Origin of the sequence: Corynebacterium sp. HMSC070H05 (assembly GCF_001837615.1) — a bacterium.
GTDB classification, from domain to species: domain Bacteria; phylum Actinomycetota; class Actinomycetes; order Mycobacteriales; family Mycobacteriaceae; genus Corynebacterium; species Corynebacterium coyleae.
Map to the genome: position 1 here is coordinate 43238 of NZ_KV833343.1, position 15956 is coordinate 59193.

At 61.0% G+C, this 15956-nt stretch carries 12 protein-coding genes; 5 read left to right on the forward strand and 7 right to left on the reverse strand.

Features of this window, described 5'->3' with window-relative positions:
- Positions 1–21: 21 nt before the first annotated feature.
- The 4 genes from HMPREF2617_RS10075 to HMPREF2617_RS10090 form a co-directional block, all read right to left on the reverse strand.
- Positions 22–1431 (reverse strand): amino acid permease, encoded by a 1410-nt coding sequence (locus HMPREF2617_RS10075; RefSeq protein WP_070569839.1) that lies wholly within the window; start codon positions 1429–1431, stop codon positions 22–24.
- A 413-nt stretch (positions 1432–1844) separates the two neighbouring features.
- A complete protein-coding gene (locus HMPREF2617_RS10080; RefSeq protein ID WP_070840638.1) occupies positions 1845–2804 on the reverse strand; it encodes a hypothetical protein in 960 nt (319 codons plus the stop codon).
- A gap of 40 nt (positions 2805–2844) precedes the next feature.
- A complete protein-coding gene (locus HMPREF2617_RS10085; protein ID WP_070569841.1) occupies positions 2845–3438 on the reverse strand; it encodes a hypothetical protein in 594 nt (197 codons plus the stop codon).
- A gap of 13 nt (positions 3439–3451) precedes the next feature.
- A complete protein-coding gene (locus HMPREF2617_RS10090; RefSeq protein ID WP_070840639.1) occupies positions 3452–4801 on the reverse strand; it encodes a CitMHS family transporter in 1350 nt (449 codons plus the stop codon).
- A 98-nt stretch (positions 4802–4899) separates the two neighbouring features.
- On the opposite strand from HMPREF2617_RS10090, the gene HMPREF2617_RS10095 reads away from it, so the two are divergent.
- The 3 genes from HMPREF2617_RS10095 (at position 4900) to HMPREF2617_RS10105 (ending at position 9094) form a co-directional block, all read left to right on the forward strand.
- Positions 4900–7044 (forward strand): DEAD/DEAH box helicase, encoded by a 2145-nt coding sequence (locus HMPREF2617_RS10095; RefSeq protein WP_070840640.1) that lies wholly within the window; start codon positions 4900–4902, stop codon positions 7042–7044.
- Positions 7045–7151: 107 nt separating this feature from the next.
- Complete coding sequence (locus HMPREF2617_RS10100; protein ID WP_070569847.1) at positions 7152–7967, forward strand: chymotrypsin family serine protease; 816 nt, start codon at positions 7152–7154, stop codon at positions 7965–7967.
- 98 nt (positions 7968–8065) lie between these two features.
- The gene (locus HMPREF2617_RS10105; protein ID WP_141740791.1) at positions 8066–9094 is read left to right on the forward strand and encodes a chymotrypsin family serine protease; all 1029 of its coding nucleotides are present in this window, start codon (positions 8066–8068) and stop codon (positions 9092–9094) included.
- 70 nt (positions 9095–9164) lie between these two features.
- On the opposite strand, the gene HMPREF2617_RS10110 is transcribed toward HMPREF2617_RS10105, so the two are convergent.
- The 3 genes from HMPREF2617_RS10110 to putP are packed head-to-tail and all read right to left on the reverse strand — an operon-like array spanning position 9165 to position 11868.
- A complete protein-coding gene (locus tag HMPREF2617_RS10110) occupies positions 9165–9650 on the reverse strand; it encodes a DUF2269 family protein (protein ID WP_070840641.1) in 486 nt (161 codons plus the stop codon).
- A gap of 16 nt (positions 9651–9666) precedes the next feature.
- On the reverse strand, positions 9667–10287 hold the full coding sequence (locus tag HMPREF2617_RS10115) for an HNH endonuclease family protein (protein WP_070482743.1): 621 nt from the start codon (positions 10285–10287) through the stop codon (positions 9667–9669).
- 6 nt (positions 10288–10293) lie between these two features.
- Positions 10294–11868, reverse strand: coding sequence for a sodium/proline symporter PutP (gene putP / locus HMPREF2617_RS10120; protein WP_070840642.1), 1575 nt, complete (start codon positions 11866–11868; stop codon positions 10294–10296).
- Between the two features lie 118 nt (positions 11869–11986).
- On the opposite strand from putP, the gene HMPREF2617_RS10125 reads away from it, so the two are divergent.
- Positions 11987–15115 carry a DEAD/DEAH box helicase gene (locus HMPREF2617_RS10125; protein WP_070840643.1) on the forward strand — a complete coding sequence of 1043 codons (3129 nt, stop codon included), beginning with the start codon at positions 11987–11989 and terminating at the stop codon, positions 15113–15115.
- The gene (locus HMPREF2617_RS10130) at positions 15108–15923 is read left to right on the forward strand and encodes an SWIM zinc finger family protein (protein ID WP_070421821.1); all 816 of its coding nucleotides are present in this window, start codon (positions 15108–15110) and stop codon (positions 15921–15923) included. The genes HMPREF2617_RS10125 and HMPREF2617_RS10130 overlap by 8 nt, the downstream gene beginning before the upstream one ends.
- The last annotated feature ends 33 nt before the right edge of the window (positions 15924–15956 follow it).

Genomic DNA, 15956 nt, shown 5'->3' on the forward strand with positions numbered 1-15956 from the left:
CCGCCGGAGGCGAGGTACGTACTACTTCGCCTCGTACTCATATTCAGTCTCGGCGACAGCCTGTGGACGACCGGTGACGAAGTACAGGATGGTCATCACGATCAGGAAGCCCACACCGACGGCGAGTGCTACGTGGTATTCAGGCAGCCACACCATGGTGCCGAAGGTGAAGAGGATGAAGGCTACCGCGAACCACTGACCGTACGGCCAGAACGGAACCGGGAACTTCAACGCCTTGACCTCTTGGGCGGTCATCTCGCGGCGGGATGCGATGTGTGCGATGAGGATCATCAGCCACACGAAGATGGTGGCAAAGGTTGCAAGTGCTGCAATGGTGCCGAAGATGTCCGGGTAACGCTGGTTCAGGTACACACCGACGATCAGGGCGACGATAAGCATGGCCACAGTCATCACCGGAACATCGCGGTAGGTCTTTGCCATGGACTTCGGCGCCAGGTTTTCCTTGGCCAGACCTGCAAGCACACGACCGGTGGAGAACAAGTCAGCGTTAATCGCCGACAGGGAAGCGCTGAGCACAACCACGTTCAGCAGAGCTGCGGCCCAGCTCACGCCGAGAGTGTCGAAGATCTGAACGAACGGGGAATCATCACCGTTAATCGTGCGCCACGGGTTGATCATCAAGATGACCAGAATGGACAGTACGTAGAAGATCAGGATGCGCATCGGGACAGTGTTGACTGCCTTCGGGATAGAGCGGTCCGGATCCTCAGCCTCAGCACCTGCGACACCGATGATCTCAGTACCACCGAAGGCGAAGAGGACGAGGATGAAGGAAGCTGCCATGCCGGAGAAGCCGTTAGCGAAGAAACCACCGTCGTTCCAGAGGTTGTCAATGCCCATTGCCTCCGGGGACTCACCAAGGTTGAAGATCAGGATTGCGGCACCGCCGACGATCATCGCGATCACGGCACCGACCTTGATCAGGGTGAGCATGAACTCGAGCTCGCCAAACAGGCGGACAGCGGCCAGGTTAGCTGCACTGATGATCAACAGTGTGACGGTGATCCAGACCCATGCGGGTGTTGTGGGGAACCAGAACTTCATATAGATCGTGATTGCCGTTAAGTCAGCCAGACACACGATCATCATCTCGAAGGCAAACATCCAACCGGTGATGTAGCCACCGAGGCCGCCCAGGTACTCGCGGCAGTAGACCGCGAAGGAGCCACGCACTGGGTGACGGACGCTCATCTCGCCGAGAGCTCGGAGGATGAAGTACATCACCGCGCCACCCAGGAGGTAGACGAGGAGCACAGAAGGACCAGCCGCCTGGATTGCGCCGGCGGAACCGTAGAACAGGCCGGTACCAATCGCTGAGCCCAGAGCGATGAAGTGGATGTGGCGGGCCGTTAGGCCCGGCATTTTCGGTTTGGGAGTGTCTTGTTGCGTAGGTGCAGTCATGGTGGACATTAACTGTGCTCTTTCAAATGACAATGTGCGAATCGAAGTGCGAATCGAATCGCTACGGGAAAATATTGGTGATGACATTGCCCATGGCTGGGCTGCGTCTTCCCGGTTTGACCTTCCGGCGGTGGCACAGTGATTGGGGGCTCGCCGCGGGGGAGGGTCTCCGGGTGCGCGGCGTGTTCCGACGAATCCTTGACGCTAACGAAAAATCCCCCGCGCTTTGCTGCGAAGGGCAGTTAGCGCAGGGGCGAAAAAGTCGGCCGACACCGCGCTACAGATGATGATGCAGGCGGGCCGGCTGGGTATTCGGCAACGCGAAAGCGACGGCCTGGTCGGCCGTGGCGGAAAATGCGTTGCGGTTCATCACGTGGAGAACCATAACACGGCTGTCTTGAGTTTGGGGCGAAAATGCCAAATTAATTTTTCAGGCGGTGTGCTTCGGAGGGGTTGAGCAGGATCACGCCGCCTGAGCCCTCGAACGCTTTAGCGCCGTTCATCTGCGAATCTGTGCAGGCGGTTCTGCGGTTTTCGGGAAGGTCCTCGTCGTCGCCAAGTCGGTAACGGCCAATGCAACCCCAGCCGTTCTTCTCATTCGTCCATGCGGACACACTGCCTTGGATCTCACCGTTCTTCGCGGCTTCCTTGTATCCCTCAAGCGTCATCATTGCGACATCGCACGTGGTGTTGTCCTCCAGGGCGTACACGCCCATCTCAATGCCAAGAATGTCGGAGGTGCCGCACTGTTCGCCCTTTGCCACCGTGTGTTCTTCGGTGATGCTCTGGGTCTTGCCCGGGCGGGAGTACACGCCGTCGTGGACCTCGAAGGTGTCGTTGCCATACTCGACGCGGACACCGCCACCGTTGAGGTTGGTGATCACGACGTCATTGATCGTGACACGCTCGCCTTCGTTGAGATGGTTCGGCTGGATGTCGTAACCCTGGGAGCCGGGAGAGACTGCGGTGATGAATCCACCGCGGTCCGGCTTGTACCAAATGACATTGGGGATTTTGGTGTTCGGATCGCCACCGGTGTGCTCTACGGGAGGAATCGGATCGACGAACGCGGCCTGGCAGAACACTGGAGTGTCATCCGGGTTCCTGCCGATCCGACACCCGAACACCCCTGAGTCGAGCCCAACAACATTGTGTTCGAACCGCGAAGGATCGACATCCGTGTAGTTGTCTTGAGTGTCCTCGGCCGACGTTTCCGGTGCGTCGGAAGCGGTCGTCGTGGATTCGGTGTCTTGTGCCGAATCCGAAACGGTTGGCTCAGGCAGGGCCTGCTCAGAGCTATCGCCGCAACCGGTCAAGGTTGCGGCGGTGACGAGTACTGCGGCGAGAATCGATGTGGTGCGGTGTGCGCGGGAAAACTGCATACCGCCTAGTTTAGGAACACCACGTGGTGCTCATAGGGAATTACGCCCCTGGTGTGAAGTGGTCGGAGGAGTATTGCCCGTCGGGGGAGATCTCAAACCAGGAGTTGTCGCGCTCGCCGCGAATTGTGCCGTCGGCCCCGTGGGTGAAGGTGTAATAGCTGATGGTCACCTGTTCACCGGGGTGAAGCACGTCGCCCACGGGTTGTGCGTCACCGCCGCCGACATCGTGGGTCGTGGCAAAGCCAATCTCTGACACCCACATCAACCGGTCAACGGGAGTGCCCTGGCTGTTGTCAATGTCTAAGGGCGGCATCTGCCCAGCCGGTGCGATTACGCACCCCAGATACCCGTCGTCATCTCCGCCGGCGGGGAAGTACGAACAGGTGGTTTTGGAGTCGAACTCCACGACGTACGCCGGGTACTCGCCGCCTTCTGTGAAGTCGGCGGGATCACGCTCGACGAGGGCAGCTTCTGTTGCTTGGGCAGCTTCTGTTGCTTGTGCGGAGGGGTCCACTGAAGATTCGTTCAGTTCCGCCTCCTGGACGTCGTCGCTGGTGGAGCATGCAGAAAGCGCCAGTGAGGCAACAAAAGCAGCGGCGAGGGCTGTTGCAGGCGTTGCGCGTTGTGTGTTCATGCACACGACCCTATTAGGCGAAGACGCCCACCGCCCAGGAACCGAGCACCAAAATCACCGAGAACACCCAGCAGATCGGGAAGGCGATGCGCAGGTACTTGCCCATCTCCGCACGCGCCAGGCCGAGCGCGAGCCACAGTGCAGGGGAGAAGGGGCTGACGAAGGTGCCGATGACGTTACCCACGATCATGGCAGACGCTGCACCCATACCGGAGACGCCGAACGCCTCTGCGGTTTGCTGCACGATCGGCAGCACGGAGAAGTAGTACGCGTCCGTCGACGTTGCCAGATCCAGCGGCACGCCGAGCAGACCGATGATCACGTGGATGTACGGACCGACAGACGCCGGCAGGATGGCGATCAGCGACAGTGCAATCTGCTCGAGCATGCCAGTGCCGTCCAGGATGCCGAGGAACATCGCGGCTGCGAGGATGACGCCGGCCATGGACAGGGCGGTGGGGGCGTGTCGTCGTAAAGCATCGCTCTGATCTTCCAGCGTCGGGAAGTTCAACGCCATGAGCAGCGCAGTGCCGACGAGGAACGCGGGCGCCGGCGAGGCCAAACCCGCCACCAGCACGCCGATGAGTGCGAGCGTGATCAGGGTGTTCGCCCACGTCACCCACGCGCCGCCGCGCTGGGTGAACTCCAGCTTGGAGCGCTCTTCTGCTTGACGACGAGAAAAGTCTTCTGCAACCGCGTGAACATCCACCAGCTGGTGGTCACCATCCTGCTTGGCAGTACGGCGCTGTTCGATGATGCCGAAGATCGCGGCAACGACGAACACGAGGACAATGGCCACACCCTGGACCGGCAAGAGGTGGGCCCAGATCTCGTTCGGGGAAGGGCCGATGACGGAACTTGCGCGGCCAACCGGGCCACCCCACGGCAGCATGTTCATCACCGACGCCGACAGAGCGACGAGCGTGAGCAGGACGTAGCGCGACATACGCATCGCCTCGTAGAGCGGCAGCAACGCGGGGATGGTGAGCAGGAATGTTGTGGAGCCTGAACCGTCGAGGTGCGCCACGACCGCGATTGCGGCAGTGCCGAGCGTGACCAAAATCGGCTTGCCGCGGGTCGCGCGGATCAACGCCTTAATCACTGGTTCGAACAGGCCGACGTCCGAAAGAATGCCGAAGTAGATGATGGCGAAGATGAACATCACCACGACCTTCATGACTCTGTCGAGTCCGTCGAGGTAGAAGTCCGAAATCTCCGCCACCCCAGCGCCTGTCAGCACAGCACCGATGATCGGAATCAACGTCATCGCGACGATTGGGTGTGTTTTGCCTTTAAGGAGCAGGCCGACCGTCACCACAATGATGGCAAGGCCCAGCACAGTCAGCGCGAGGGGAGAAGTCATGGGTGGATACTAAATGATTGCTGAGAAAGCCGGGGCTAATTTTTTCAGAAACACTGAAATAGCAGATTGTCGGGCTGATGCCGTAGTGTTAGCAGGCGATGAGCATTTCCGAAAACGCCACCGGCGGCGAGAACGAGCCGGATAAGAATGTGTCGGAAAATCAGGAAAACCCGCAGGATGTCGCGGCCGAGATTGTTGAGGCCGTAGTAGAGGACACCAGGGATGCGGAGATTTCTGAGGTAACCGGCGCCGCACAAGAAGACGCGGCCATTGAAATTGAAGACAACGTGGTAAAGATCGTCGATACGGACGAGAAGTCCGAAGACAACGGCGATGACACTGCAGATACCGCAGAGGAAAAGGCAGAAGAGGTAAAGCCGGAGAACGGTTTTGAAACTCTTGGCTTGCCAGACAAGGTTGTAGAGGCCGTCAAGCGCGTCGGTTTCGAGCAGCCCTCGCCGATTCAGGCGCAGACGATCCCGCTGCTGATGGAAGGCCGCGACGTCGTTGGTCTTGCGCAGACGGGTACCGGCAAGACCGCAGCGTTCGCGCTGCCGGTGCTGTCCCAGATTGATCCGAAGAAGCGTCACCCGCAGGCACTTGTGCTCGCACCGACGCGTGAGCTGGCACTGCAGGTGTCGGACTCCTTCCAGTCGTTTGCCGATCACCTGGGCGGCATCAACGTGCTGCCGATCTACGGCGGCCAGGCCTACGGCATTCAGCTCTCGGGGCTGCGCCGTGGCGCACAGGTGATCGTCGGTACGCCGGGTCGCGTCATCGACCACCTGGAGAAGGGCTCGCTGGACATCTCCAACCTGCGCTTCCTCGTGCTTGACGAGGCAGACGAGATGCTGAACATGGGCTTCCAGGAGGATGTCGAGCGCATCCTCGAGGACACCCCGGATGAGAAGCAGGTTGCGCTGTTCTCGGCGACGATGCCGAACGCGATCCGCAAGATTTCGCGCGACTACCTGAACAATCCGGAAGAGGTCACCGTTAAGTCGGAGACCCGCACCAACACGAACATCACCCAGCGCTACCTGTTTACGGCGCACCGCAACAAGCTCGACGCGATCACCCGCATTCTTGAGGTGACCGAGTTTGAAGCGATGATCGTGTTCGTTCGCACCAAAAACGAGACCGAGGACGTTGCAGAGAAGCTGCGCGCACGCGGTTTCTCCGCCGCTGCCATTAACGGCGATATTCCGCAGCAGCAGCGTGAGCGCACGGTGGATCAGCTTCGCGACGGCCGCCTGGACATCCTCGTGGCCACCGACGTCGCAGCCCGTGGCCTGGACGTCGAGCGCATCTCTCACGTGCTGAACTACGACATCCCGAACGATACGGAGTCGTACGTCCACCGCATCGGCCGCACCGGCCGTGCAGGCCGTACCGGTGAGGCAATCCTGTTTGTCACCCCGCGTGAGCGCCGCATGCTGCGCTCGATTGAGCGCGTGACCAACGCGACCATCGAAGAGATGGAACTTCCGACTGTCGACGAGGTCAACGAGAGCCGCAAGACCAAGTTCATGGACTCCATCACCGAGTCGCTTGAGGCTTCTGAACTGCAGATCTTCAAGACCATGGTGCGCGAGTACTCCGCGGCCAACAACGTGCCGATGGATGACATTGCCGCAGCGCTTGCTACCCAGGCGTTGGCTGGCGACGAGTTCCTGATGAAGGAGCCGCCGCGCGACAAGCGTGACCGTCGTGATCGTCGTGACCGCGATCGTTTCGACCGCGACGACCGTCGTGGCCGTGACCGATTTGATCGTGGCGAGCGTGGTGGTCGTGGTCGTCGTGGTGACAGCGAGAACTTTGATACCTACCGTCTCGACGTGGGTAAGCGCCAACACGTGCGCCCGGGTGCCATCGTGGGTGCCCTGGCCAACGAGGGCGGCCTGAGCTCCAAGGACTTCGGTCGCATCACCATCGGCGGTGACTTCACTCTGGTGGAACTGCCGAAGAACCTTGACCGCGCTGTACTGGACCGTCTGGAGGACACCCGCATTTCCGGTCAGCTGATCAACATCCAGCGTGACCATGGTGCACCGCCGCGTGATCGTGGCGGACGTGGCCGTGGCGGCTACCGCGGTGGGCGCGACCGTGACGATCGTGGGTACGGCGGCCGTGGCCGCGGTGACCGTGACCGCGGTGGATACCGTGGCGGGCGCGACCGTGATGACCGCGGTTACGGCGGCCGTGGCCGTGGCGACCGGGATCGCGGTGGATATCGCGACTAGTTCTTAGCGCGTCAACGACACGGGGCCATCTCGGAACCGGGTACAGTGTGGAAAGCATTTGCCCGGCCGGGGTGGCCCCGTTTTGTTTGTAAAGAGAGCACGCCTTCATGCTTCAACCGCGCCTGTTGTCCACCATCGCTGCATTCGTGATTGCGCTCGTCGCTGGGGTTGGGGTGCTTCCAGTGGAGGCGTCAGCGCAAACCCGCACTGTCACGCAGGGTGGATCTGTAGTGGTGCATGGCACCGGTGTGTGCACGGTGGGTTACAACGATCCGGCACGTCACCGCAGTTTTGTTGCGGCGCACTGCGGACGGAACGGAGCACGGGTGGAAATCGTCGACCCCGCTACCAATGCACGCAGCGGGGCAGTGGGCACCTTGTACCGTTCGCGGGCGTACGACGGCCACCTGGGTAACGACTGGGCTGCAATCCAGTGGGATCCAGGTGTGCGCCTTGACGGCAACCGCATCACAGGCGATGCCTGGGTGCACCCCAACGACATTCGAATGGGAGAGACCGTGTGCTACTTCGGTCGAACCTCGCATGCGGGTGGTGGACGCACCTGCGGTTCTTTTGGCGGGTCGGCGGATAACACGTTTCTCCTTAACGCACCTTTGACTCGCCCCGGTGATTCGGGCGGGCCGATGTGGGTGCCCGGTCGTGGTTTCGTTGGAGTGGTTTCCAGCATGTGGACCTCGCGTCAGTTGCCGCTCGTGCAAGGCAAGAACTTCGTCGTCGGGGTCGTGCCGCAGGACGGTCCGCCGGTACCAGATGCGCGCCTTGTCGGACTGTGGGCGCAGAACACGTTCCTACCGGGGCTGACTGGTCCTGTCGCTGAGGGGATCCGGGCAGTTATCGACGCCATCTTGCGCCTGTTCACCGGGCTTGGCTTTCATGGTCCTGCGTCGCTGCACTACGGCTAGGTGTTTCGCCGTGCGATTGAACGTGGAATTTGCCTGCGTGATGCGGTGTGAGCAGGTAATCTAATGCGCGTCACCCGTGCCCTAGGAAAGTCATACAAATGAGAAAATTGGGATTCGCCGCCACGGTGAACACCGAGGTCCGTAGCCTCGTAGCCGCCGCTGGTGCAGCCGCGCTGGTGCTGAGCCCAGCGGTTGCAACCGCGGCAACGCCGACCGTTGTCGAGCAAGGCAAGGCCATCTACATCGAGGGCCACGGGGCCTGCACCATCGGCTATAACGATGTGGCAAACCGAAAGAGCTACACCGCTGCACACTGCGGCAGCGAGGGCGCGCGTGTGTCCCTCATGGACCGCGCGACAATGGAATTTAGCGAAGAGATGGGCACGTTCCACCCGTCGAAGAACTTCACCCGCCTGCCTTACAACGACTGGGGCTGGATCGAATGGGACGCCGGTGTGGCAATTGCCGGTAACTCGTATTCCGGCGACAAGGTGCTGACCAAGGACGACGTGAAGATCGGCGACGAGGTCTGCTCACACGGCGAAACCAGCCACATGGGCACACGCAACATCTTATGCGGCACGTTTGCCGGATGGTCTGCGGAATCCTTTGGCGTGCAGCTCGAAGGCTGGCAGCAGGGCGATTCCGGCGGACCAGTGTGGGTACCGGGACGGGGCTTCCTCGGTGTGATGTCGGCTGCGGCACTAGGAGAGGCCAAAGCACCTTCGATCGTGATTGGCGGGAAGAGGCAAACGGGCAAACCGGTGGGCTGGGCCGCGTCAATCCACGACGGCGAGACGCTGTCGGATCGTCAGTTCCAGATTGATTTTGCCAAGGCAGGCGGGCTGGACACCAGTATGTTTGAGGGCACCCCCGGAACACCAGGCACTACACGCCCGCCGATTGCTGTGCCGAATCTGCCAACGAAGCCAGCCCCGGCCCCAGTGCCTGGGCATCCAGGCGCCCAACAGGACAACCAGGCAGGCACCCCGCCGGGTGCGCAGCAGGATGTCCAGGGGGAGAAGGGGTCGTCGACAAGCAGTAGCTCGCTGTCTACCGGCGAGATCATCGGTATCATCGTCTCTATCTTGATCGCCGCCGTCCCTGTTGCGATGCAGTTTCTCTAACCTGCGCACATGAAAATCGCCCCGGATCCGCGCAGTACGGATGCGGGGCGATTGCTTGTGTCGAGGAGGTTTAGAACAGGTCCGTCGGCAGGAACATCAGGACAAGCACCAGAACCCACAGCACGTTGAACACGCCGGCGCCAGCGTTCGCCTTCGCCTTGGACTTCTCAAAGTCCTCGGTGACATCAGTCGGATCGGCCTCATCAGGAGAGAGCGCACCGATCGTGCCCAGCATCTTGCGCTGCTGCGGGATCACCATAGCCAGCAGGATCGCCCATGCAATCACGGACAGGACAATGGCCGAGTGCAGCCAGTAGTTGGTGCTGTAGCTCGCCCAATCTGCAAACATGACAACGCCGCCGAGCAGCGGAACAAGCGCGGATAGCAAGCCGTAGGTCTTCGTGATGCGGTACAGCACCGACGCGCGACCCATCGCTTCTTCGCCACCGTTACGGGCTTCTTCAGCCTGGCGAGGGAACATGGAGGCGGAAACGACAACTGGGCCGAGCAGTAAAATGGCAGAGGCCACGTGCAGGAAGACAAGCAATGTATTCATATGGCGCTACTCTACCTCACAGTTGTTGATTGGCGACGAGTCCCATAACGCCGGAACATGCACGTTTGATCACTTTCACATCTTCTGCCGGTAACGGAAGGCGGTACTGGGTGGCCACCTCCACGATACGGGTGCCGTACGCGCAGCGGGCTCGGCGATTCGGCGGCATCCACTCGGAGGGCAGTTTGTCGGACTTGGCCTGGTTCGCTGCGGAAGATACGGCGATGAGGTTGAGCGGATCGTTGTAGAACGCGATGCGGGTGGCGTCGTCCCAACGGTGCGCACCGAGGTCCCACGCAGCGGAGACAGGGAGGATGTGGTCGATCTCGATGTCTTCGCGACGCATCACGTCCCCGGTAAACGGGTCGGTGCCGGTAGCGCCGGCGCCGGCACGCGCTTGGGCGACGGGCAGCATATCCGGTGAGCATTGCGTGCTGTCAAGGTCGCGGACCACGATGCGCTCGCGTGTCGTGCACCCGGTGCCATCAATGGCCCAGCCGGAACCAAACGCGGTGCGGTCGTAGCCCAGCACAGTCGCGCGCTGAGGGAGAGTCGGGATAGAAAAACGCGATCGTGCCGTGGGAAACGGCACGATCGCGAGGGTGAGAATCACCAGGATTGTCAGGTAGGTACGCATACCTCCTTAGACGGCGGTTGAGCCTGCCTGGTTCCCACGGGTTGCCTCAAGGGCCTCCTGGAAGGTCGCGTCCGGGTGTGCAAGGGCGTAGTCGGTAGCAGCGATAGCCTCATCGAACTCTTCTGCCACGCCCTCCTTCGGGCGGGTAGCCAGGGACACGCCGACCATGGCGATGGTGGCAAAGGCGACGCCCGGGACGATCTCGTAGATGATGTCGCTGAGGTAGGTACCCCACACAAACACGGTGACAGCACCGACGATCATGCCGGCCAGTGCGCCCGGCGCGGTGAGCTTGCGCCAGTACAGCGACGCCAGGATTACCGGGCCGAAGGAGGCGCCGAAGCCGGCCCAGGCGAAGCCGACGAGCCCCAGGATCGTGTCGGACGGGTTGAGCGCCATGACCATGCCGATCGCGGCAACGACGACCACCATCGTGCGCGAGAGCACGAGCAGGGTGGTGTGGTTCGGGTTCTTCTTAAAGATGCGGTAGAGGTCCTCGATCAGCGCCGAGGAGGTGACCAGCAGCTGCGAGGACATCGTGGACATAATCGCCGCCAGCACGGCGGTGAGCACGATACCTGCGATCAGCGGGTGGAACATGATGCGAGCCAGGTCGAGGAAGACCGTTTCAAAGCCGGACTGGTCGGTCACCGATGCGGACTTCTGGCCGAAGTAGGCGGTGCCCACCAGGGCGGTGATTGTTGCACCGGCGAAGCAGATGAATACCCAGATGCTGCCCGTACGGCGAGCGGCCTTTGCCTGTGCAGGGGAGCGCAGCGCCATGAAGCGGGTGACAATGTGCGGCTGGCCGAAGTAGCCAAGACCCCACGCCAGGTTGCCGATAATCGTTGCTGCGGAGACACCAGCGACCATGTTGAAGAAGTCGGGGTTACCGTTCTCCCACGGACCGTACGGCTGGGAGGTCGGCCACGTGAGGACGTCGGACGGGCTATTGAGTGCAAACAGCGCGAGCACCGGCACAATCAGCAGAGCCAGGAACATCAAGGTGCCCTGCACGGCATCGGTGTAGCTCACAGCCAGGAAGCCACCGATGAAGGTGTACAGCACGGTGACAGAACCGACGATCAACACACCGGTCAGGTAGTCACCGTCGAAGGTGGACTCGTAGTAACGGCCACCGGCGACCATGCCGGAGGAGACGTAGAACGTGAAGAAAACGATGATGATCACTGCGGAGGTGAAACGCAGCGCGCGAGACTGGTCGTGCGTGCGGTTTTCAAAGAAGCTCGGCAGCGTGATCGAGTCGTTGGACACTTCCGTGTAGGCGCGCATGCGGGGTGCGACCCACTTCCAGTTCGCCCACGTGCCAAGGAAGAGGCCGATGGCGATCCAGAGCTCACTGAGGCCGGAGACGAACAGCGCGCCGGGCAGGCCCATCAGCAGCCAGCCGGACATGTCCGAAGCACCGGCAGAAAGCGCCGCGACGAACGGATTGAGGCCACGGTCGCCTAGTACGTAGTCGTCGTACTTCTCGGTCTGTAGCCATGAGTAGAATCCGATGGCTACCATGACACCGAAGTAGAGGACGATCGCGAGGACAAGCCAGAAACTCTCTGACATAGTTTCTCCAATCTTCTTGTAACGTTCGCCACACTTTAACGCAAGGGTGCTCTACGTTGCACATAATCCTTAAAAACTTTTAGGGGTCAATTTCGGGGTGAGTGGTATAAGGGTGGGTATGCCTAAATACGTTTTGCACGGGCTCTGGACGTCCGACGCTGGACTTGTCATTTGGGCTGAGCAGGTAGAAGGCCACAGAATTGTGACGATTGGTCAAGTTCCGGAAGGGACTTTTCCGCCAATTGTGCATTCGCTTCTCGACGATTCCCGGTTCCGTCATCGAGAAATCCTGCTCCTGCAAACTCCGAAAGGGCGCCAGGTAACGCTACGCGCTCCCGTGGCAAAGTTTGCGCCCGAGGATGCGATCAGGTTCTTGGAGAGCATCGCGCATCTCGACGGGCCATCACCGGCGGCAACCCCGTCGCAGCGCCAATCGATCGCACCAGATCTGTATTGGCTCATTCGTATGTATGCGGGGTTGACCAAGTTCATCCGCGCCGGGCGGGTGTCCATCCATGTGCCGTACCGGGAGAACCAGTGGTTTGCACAGTGGCAGTTGGGCACAGGTCTTGAGGAGCGTGGCTGGCTCGCGGAGATGATCGCCGTGGCCCCCGGCGTGCTCACGGCCAATAACCACAAGTTAAGCGAGGATTGTGCGACGACGTTTACGCACTGGATTGCCTCGACTCGTCTGCGTGATACGGCGACGTCAGAAGCTGGCCGTCCGTTTCCGCGCCACGACTTTGTGCTGTCGCTGATGTTCGACACCCCGCTTCGTCGCGGCGGACCGAGCCTGGCACAGCAGATCGGTGATTGGAACGGCACGATCACCGCGGCGAATCTGCAGCTGGTCTTCATTGCGGAAGACCCGCAAGAGCCGTTGACAGATCTTGACGCCAACCGCGACGGCGACGGCAGTAGCAACAGTGACGCCGCTGCAGCGGAGCCGTTGTGGCCGGTGCGGATCCAGGTCCGCTCGCAGGCGGATTCACCCCGCCCGGTTCGCATGGCGGATTTTGATAGCGCGTCGGCGGATCACCTTCGTGGCCAGTTGCGCTCCGCGATCGCAGTGTCGGAGCTGCTCGATCCCTCACTGCATGGTGCCCAAGGGCGTACTGACGGTGATTGGGATGTGCTGCTCACGGCTGATCAGATCGTCGAGTTTGTCCAAAACGTTGCGCCCGCGTTGCGTGCGGAAGGCTTCGTCGTCATGCTGCCGCGAACGTGGGCGACGGCGGAGACATCGTCGCAACTGAAACTTGCCCGACACGAGGACCCGCACGATTCCGCCACGGTCACTCGCATGGGCTTTGACACGCTGGTCAAGTACGACTGGCGCCTGTCCGTCGGCGGCGTGGAATTGACCGACGATGAGATGGCGGAACTTGCGCGCTCCAAAACCGGGCTGATCAAACTGCGCGGGGAGTGGGTGCTGGCCGATACCAAGCATCTGTCTAAGTCCGCGAAGTATCTGAACAAGCTCAAGGAAAGCACGCTGAAGAACGCGCTCGCCGAGGCGGAAGCCGCCGAGATCCACGCGCGTCTTGCAGAAGCCGGTGGCAGCGAAGATGCCGAACAACTTGCAGAGATCGCACGTGCGGCTCGCGCGGAGTACGAACGGCTAAAAGAAGCGCAGGGCGAGGGCGTGGTTTCCGCTGCGGAGCTGCGTCAGCTCGCCTTGGAAACTGGCGACGATAGCCCGATCGCGTTTACCGGCTCACCCTGGTTTACCTCGCTTGTCGGCGGCACCGACCGCCCCGCGCCTGAGCGCGTAGAGGTCCCTGAGACTGTCAACGCCGAACTGCGCGAGTACCAGCGCCGCGGTGTGGATTGGCTGTACTACATGTCCCGCAACAACCTAGGGGCTGTGCTTGCAGACGATATGGGGCTCGGCAAAACTCTCCAACTGCTGACCCTGCTTGCGGTGGAAGAGGCGAACGGCAGGAAGACCGGACCAACGCTTGTGGTCGCACCGACCTCAGTAGTGGGCAACTGGGCGCGCGAAGCAGCCCGCTTCGTGCCGGGTATGAAGGTGCGGGTCCACCACGGCACGGGACGGCTCAAAGGTGACGAGCTGTTCGCTGCGGCCGAAGAAGCGGACATTGTCATTTCCTCCTACGGCACGGTCGCCCGCGACGTGAAAGACCTGGCCAAGGTGCGTTGGGATCACGTGGTGCTGGATGAGGCGCAGGCGATTAAGAATTCGGGCACGCAGGCGTCGAAAAGCGTGCGCGCCCTGCCAGCACGCCACCGCATCGCGCTGACCGGCACGCCGATTGAAAACAAACTGTCGGAGCTGCGTAGCATCCTCGACTTTGTTAACCCCGGCATGCTTGGCTCCCAGTCGTTTTTCCGCAACCACTTTGCCAAGGTCATCGAGGCCCGCAGCGAAGATCCTGTCGCGCTCGAGATGAGCGAGCGGCTTCAGCGTCTCACCGCGCCGTTTATCATGCGCCGGCTGAAAACTGACACGGCGATTATCAGCGACCTGCCCGAAAAGGCCGAACATGTCATCGCCGTAGACATGACAGCCGAGCAAGCCGCACTGTACAAGGCGCTCGTGGACACGATGCAGGAAGAACTGCAGAACCGAAAAGGCATTGCGCGCAAGGGGCTGGTGCTGTCCACCATCACGCGCATCAAGCAGATTTGTAACCACCCGGCGCACTTTCTTGGCGATGGTTCCCCAGTCACCATCAAAGGCGTCCACCGCTCCGGCAAAGTACAAAAACTCATGGAACTGCTGGACAACGCTATCGAAACCGACCAGCGCGTCCTGATCTTCACCCAGTACAAGGCCTTCGGCGACATCCTCCAGCCCTACCTTTCGGAGCGCCTCGGCGGGAAGATCCCATTCCTCCACGGCGGCGTGGGCAAAACCGCGCGCGACAAGATGGTGGAAGATTTCCAAACTGAAAACGGTCCGCGCGCCATGATCCTGAGCCTGAAAGCCGGCGGCACAGGACTCAACCTCACTGCGGCCTCTATGGTCATTCACCTCGACCGCTGGTGGAACCCAGCCGTAGAAAACCAGGCGACCGACCGCGCATTCCGCATCGGACAAGACAAAAACGTTACCGTGTACAAGATCATCACCCGCGGAACCATGGAGGAATCCATCCAAGACATCCTCGACGGCAAAACCCAACTCGCAGGCACCGTCGTCGGCCAAGGCGAAGGCTGGATCACCGAACTGGACACCGATGATCTGGCACAACTGATCAGCTACAGGGGGCAAAATGACTAAACGCCCACGCGAAGACAACGTCATCTACGCCAACTTCGGCGCACGCACACGCGTCTCCAGCCCAGCCGAAACCGGGGCGCAGACCAGCGAACCCTCGCGCGTCAACAGGCTATCCGCACCAGCGATGCGCATATTCAACGCTGCAGTGCGCCAAACCGACGTCGCGCGCGCCAAACGCGGCCGCACCTACGCCGACGGCGGGCACGTCCTTGGGCTGACCGCCGTAACCAACGGAATGCACGCAGACGTTGCAGGCAGCCAAAACGAGCCCTTCCGCACCACACTCGTCCTGCCACACCGCAGCCGCGAAGACATCGAAACAGCCATCGGATCGCTTGTGCGCGAAGCAGGTTCCCTCGAGCGCCTCCGTGCCGGGGAACTCAATGACGACGTCCTTGACATCCTGCTCTGCTCCTCACCCGACGAGGTGCGGTTTTACTGCGACTGCCCGGACAACGCCCAAGTTTGCAAGCACGCGGTCGCGCTCGCACAGTGCGCTGCCGAACTTATCGACGACGACCCGAGCCTCATCCTCTCCATGCGCGGCATCACGCTTAACGCGCTCGAAGACCGCAAACGGCGCGAATCACACAACATGGCGCTCGAGAACTCCGCGCCGGGTTCGCCGTACTTCTGGGATGGCCACGACCTGCCCGATCTGCCACGCCCGAAGATCGCGCCGATGATCGAGGACTCGGACATCCACTTGCTGCACCGTGCGATGCAATCTGTGTCGTTTACCAACATCGACCAATTGCGCGCGGTAGCAGATATCGAGGATCTTTACGACGACCTCACGCGTTCATAGTTCATATGTTCGAATATATTGTGTGCTGTGTCA